The sequence below is a fragment of the Candidatus Sororendozoicomonas aggregata genome, assembly GCF_031528575.1.
Lineage (GTDB): Bacteria > Pseudomonadota > Gammaproteobacteria > Pseudomonadales > Endozoicomonadaceae > Endonucleibacter > Endonucleibacter aggregata.
Genome location: NZ_JAVLSP010000161.1, coordinates 1 through 4,170 on the forward strand (window position 1 = coordinate 1; position 4,170 = coordinate 4,170).

General features: G+C 49.3%; 4 protein-coding genes and 4 tRNA genes. 4 read left to right on the top strand and 4 right to left on the bottom strand.

The window, feature by feature from the left end:
• Positions 1 to 356: 356 nt before the first annotated feature.
• The 4 genes from V4C51_RS17265 to V4C51_RS17280 all read right to left on the bottom strand — a co-directional run bounded on the left by V4C51_RS17265 (position 357) and on the right by V4C51_RS17280 (position 846).
• Positions 357 to 433: transfer RNA gene (locus V4C51_RS17265), tRNA-Asp, on the bottom strand.
• 55 nt (positions 434 to 488) lie between these two features.
• Positions 489 to 564: transfer RNA gene (locus tag V4C51_RS17270), tRNA-Val, on the bottom strand.
• Between the two features lie 84 nt (positions 565 to 648).
• Positions 649 to 725 (bottom strand) — tRNA-Asp (locus tag V4C51_RS17275).
• A gap of 45 nt (positions 726 to 770) precedes the next feature.
• Positions 771 to 846: transfer RNA gene (locus V4C51_RS17280), tRNA-Val, on the bottom strand.
• A gap of 197 nt (positions 847 to 1,043) precedes the next feature.
• Between V4C51_RS17280 and rdgC the strand changes: the two genes are divergently transcribed.
• The 4 genes from rdgC to V4C51_RS17300 all read left to right on the top strand — a co-directional run bounded on the left by rdgC (position 1,044) and on the right by V4C51_RS17300 (position 3,978).
• Positions 1,044 to 2,042 carry a recombination-associated protein RdgC gene (gene rdgC / locus V4C51_RS17285; RefSeq protein WP_330927420.1) on the top strand — a complete coding sequence of 333 codons (999 nt, stop codon included), beginning with the start codon at positions 1,044 to 1,046 and terminating at the stop codon, positions 2,040 to 2,042.
• A gap of 136 nt (positions 2,043 to 2,178) precedes the next feature.
• On the top strand, positions 2,179 to 2,829 hold the full coding sequence (gene queE, locus V4C51_RS17290) for a 7-carboxy-7-deazaguanine synthase QueE (protein ID WP_330927421.1): 651 nt from the start codon (positions 2,179 to 2,181) through the stop codon (positions 2,827 to 2,829).
• A 15-nt stretch (positions 2,830 to 2,844) separates the two neighbouring features.
• Positions 2,845 to 3,519 (top strand): 7-cyano-7-deazaguanine synthase QueC, encoded by a 675-nt coding sequence (gene queC / locus V4C51_RS17295; RefSeq protein ID WP_330927422.1) that lies wholly within the window; start codon positions 2,845 to 2,847, stop codon positions 3,517 to 3,519.
• A 105-nt stretch (positions 3,520 to 3,624) separates the two neighbouring features.
• Positions 3,625 to 3,978: a hypothetical protein gene (locus tag V4C51_RS17300; RefSeq protein ID WP_330927423.1), complete on the top strand. Its 354-nt coding sequence runs from the start codon at positions 3,625 to 3,627 to the stop codon at positions 3,976 to 3,978.
• Positions 3,979 to 4,170: the final 192 nt, after the last annotated feature.

Here is a 4,170-nt window from a genome sequence, read left to right on the forward strand (position 1 = left end):
CTGCTTACAGGTCATGAAAGTGTCAGAGTCAATAACGAGTATTTACAGCGTGAGAAAAGATGCCCTCAAAGAAGCCACTTGGGAGTTTATAAAGGACTTATCAGAGGGAAAAGGCTGGCTAAGGCCATTTTTTGTCGGCGCTATCAATGCGTAAGTTCTACAACTTGTCAAAGTGGAGGAGGTGAAATTGAAAATCCTCCAGTCAAAGAGAGAAAAGAGGCCAAAACGCCCAAAACGGGAAAAATCCGGACGTGTAACGGTTTTTCCCAGTCTCCGCACAACGGCAAAACACCCCGTAAATACAGGACTGAAACGAAAAAAGCCCCTGAAACATTCGTCTCAGGGGCTTTAATAAGTGGCGGACCGGACGGGACTCGAACCCGCGACCTCCGGCGTGACAGGCCGGCATTCTAACCAGCTGAACTACCGGTCCGCGACAATCGTTTGCTTTACTGCTTCAATTAATACTAAAAACACTAAAGCCACTATGGTGGGTGATGACGGGATCGAACCGCCGACATTCTGCGTGTAAAGCAGACGCTCTCCCAGCTGAGCTAATCACCCCGTATAAGGGCTTGCACTATACCTGAAGGGCCAGGCATTGCAACCTTGTTTTTCTTCCGATCACATTCGAAAGCGTAGAATAAGTGGCGGACCGGACGGGACTCGAACCCGCGACCTCCGGCGTGACAGGCCGGCATTCTAACCAACTGAACTACCGGTCCGCTACAGTCGTTTGCTTTAATGTTTCAATAACACTAAAGCTAACATGGTGGGTGATGACGGGATCGAACCGCCGACATTCTGCGTGTAAAGCAGACGCTCTCCCAGCTGAGCTAATCACCCTTTTGCCTGTCGTTGTCGCTGTGTCTGTTAGCAACGCGGCGCATTATAAGCACCCTTACCCGCTTCAGGCAACTGTTTTTATACACTTTTTTCATGACGGTTTGCCGTATCTATCATTTTAAGCATCAATGATATCGACAGCCCTCCCATAGTCAGTGCTACCATAAACCATCGCTCTTTAATGAATGGACATGGCTATGTGGTTTAAGCACCTGATCTTCTACCGTTTCACTCAACCGTTTACCCTCACTGCTGATGAGCTGGAAGAAAAGCTGACAGCAAAATGCTTCAAGCCTTGTGGCAGCCAAGACATCAGTACTTACGGATGGGTACCACCTCTGGGTCGCCATGGTGACATGCTGACCCACAGCGCCGGTGATTTCATCATCATCACGGCACGCAAGGAGGAAAAAATTCTGCCCGCGAGCGTTATTCGCGATGCACTGGATGAAAAGATTGAGACCATTGAACAGGAACAAAACCGAAAAGTTGCCAGTAAAGAAAAGAAACTACTCAAAGACGATATCCTGATGACGTTGCTGCCGCGCGCTTTTACCCGCCATCAGACGATTTCAGCCTATATTGACCGGCAGGAAGGCTGGCTCATTGTGGATGCCTCTTCTCACAATAAAGCGGAAGAACTCACCAGCTGTTTGCGCGACAGCATTGGCAGTTTGCCGGTTATCAATCCCCCTGTGAAAAACGCCCCTTCACACTTTATGACCCAGTGGCTATCACCAAAGGCGGTGCTACCTGTGCCATTTGCGCTGGGCGATGAGTGCGAACTTCGCGAACCCGGTGACGAAGGTGGGCAAATCAAGGCCAGTAAGCAAGAGTTAACCGCTGAAGAGATCACCGGTCATCTCGATGCCGGCAAACAAGTAAGTAAACTGGCGTTAAGTTGGGATGATGCCCTGACCTTTGTATTAGGGGATGACCTGGTGATTCGCAAGCTCAAATTTACTGAAGTGATTCAGGATCAACTGGATGCCATCAATGCTGAAACGGCGGCTGAACAGTTCGATGCTGACTTCTCAGTAATGACACTGACCTTGCGTAAGCTGCTCACCGATTTGATCAATGCCCTCGGCGGTGAAATTGATGAGGCTTCGCGCGGTGAGTACATTGAGAAAAAGATTCTGGAAGTCTCAAAAAAACAGCAAACAGCAGAGGAAACAGCCCAGGAAACGGCATAGAAAACAGCATAGAAGGTAGCGCTACAAAAAAGGACAGGGGGTATTTTTCAGAGCTTCTCCCATGGCAGCCGATTGATTATTGCACTACACACCCAGGCTGACTACCATAAGCGCCTGATCAATAAGTGGTAGCCGGATGACAAGCGAAACCTTACGAATTACTGAAATATTTTACTCCCTTCAGGGAGAAACCCGGACATCCGGTCTACCGACCGTGTTTATCCGCCTGACGGGCTGCCCACTGCGCTGTAACTGGTGTGATACGGAGTATGCCTTTCATGGTGGAGAGAGGATGACACTGGACGCCATTGTTGCCGAGGTCAGGCGTCACCAGGCTCGCTATGTCACGGTGACAGGTGGAGAGCCCCTGGCACAGCCTAATTGCGTCCCTCTGTTACACCGGTTAGCAGATGAAGGTTTTGAGGTTTCTCTGGAAACCAGTGGTGCCCTGTCCCTTGCTGATGTTGACCCGCGTGTTGTCAAGGTTATGGATCTGAAGGCGCCAGGCTCTGGCGAAGTATCCCGCAACCTGTATGAAAATATCAGCTACCTTGATGCAAAAGATCAGGTGAAATTTGTCATTGCCGATCGTACCGATTATGAATGGTCAGTATCAAAGCTGATTGAATACCAGCTGGAACAACGGGTTTCTGATGTGCTGTTTTCGCCCGTTGCTAACGTTTTAAAGCCTGAGCGACTCGCCCAGTGGATATTGAATGATCATTTGAATGTGCGCTTTCAGTTACAGCTACACCGAATTATCTGGGGTGATAAAGCGGGTGTTTAACGATACAGGAGGTCGATGATGACAAAAAAAGCGGTAATCTTACTGTCTGGCGGCCTGGACTCCAGCACCGTCCTGGCCATAGCGCGGGATCAAGGCTATGAGTGTTACACAGTCAGCTTTGACTATGGTCAGCGCCATCGCTCTGAGCTGGCTGCCTCTGAGCGCGTCGCTGACGCCTTTGGAGCAAAAGCCCATAAGGTGTTGACATTGGGGCTCAGGGATATCGGCGGGTCAGCGCTGACTGAAGACGCCATTGATGTGCCTGACAAACCCGGAACAGACATCCCCATCACCTATGTACCTGCCCGAAATACCATTTTCCTTTCCCTGGCATTGGGCTGGGCTGAAGTGATCAATGCCAGGGATATTTTTATTGGTGCCAATGATGTGGACTATTCAGGCTACCCGGACTGTCGACCCGAATACCTTCATGCCTTTGAAAAAATGGCAAACCTGGCGACCAAAGCCGGGGTTGAAGGTGACCACTTTCACATTCGCGCGCCGCTGTTAACGCTCACCAAAGCCGAGATTATTCAAGAAGGTCAGCGCCTGGGCGTTGACTACAGTATCACGGTTTCTTGTTACCAGGCTGACGATGAAGGCAGAGCCTGCGGTTTATGTGACAGCTGTCGCTATCGTCAGAAAGGGTTTCAGGAAGCAGGCGTTAAGGATGTAACCCTTTATCAGTAGGGGTTTCTTTCTTTTGATGGTTTAGCGTGAGCAACACGTGAGCAACAAGTGAGCAACAAATAGTGATGCCAACACAGCCTGTGGAATAAATAACGGAAGATTGCTATGTCTACTAATGGTGCTTCAGCCAGACAGTGGCTTGAAGACAACAACAATACCGTGCCGACAGAACGGGTTCAGCAGATTATCCGCTCTTTGCTGGGTAAAATTGAAAAGCTCGATAAAGACCACCCTGACACCGTGGGATTACTGGAAGCCCTTGATGTGCTGGAGCATTATCTGCTGGATCTTACCCCCTCTCAGCCACCCTCAACCGCCAAAGAGGTGCCGTTTGATACGAGTCCTCTCACTTCAAATGAGTCTGCCCCGGAACCATTGAGCCAGGAAGAAAAACAACGACGTTTTAAGGCGCTTTTACTAAAGAGCGATATAAAGAGCGATATAAAGAGCGATATGTAGACGATTACTGTCATCTATCTGCGCTAACAAAGACGTTCTGCTATGGAAGCTGTTCGAGCATGAACAGCTTCTTAAGCAATGCCATTGGAATCACTAGTGGTGCCAAGCTCTAATATCCATCCCCTCTATGCTACCAATGGCCGAGCTTTGTAAGTCCACTTAAATGGCTTGGCCAATCTGGTATTAAAAAAC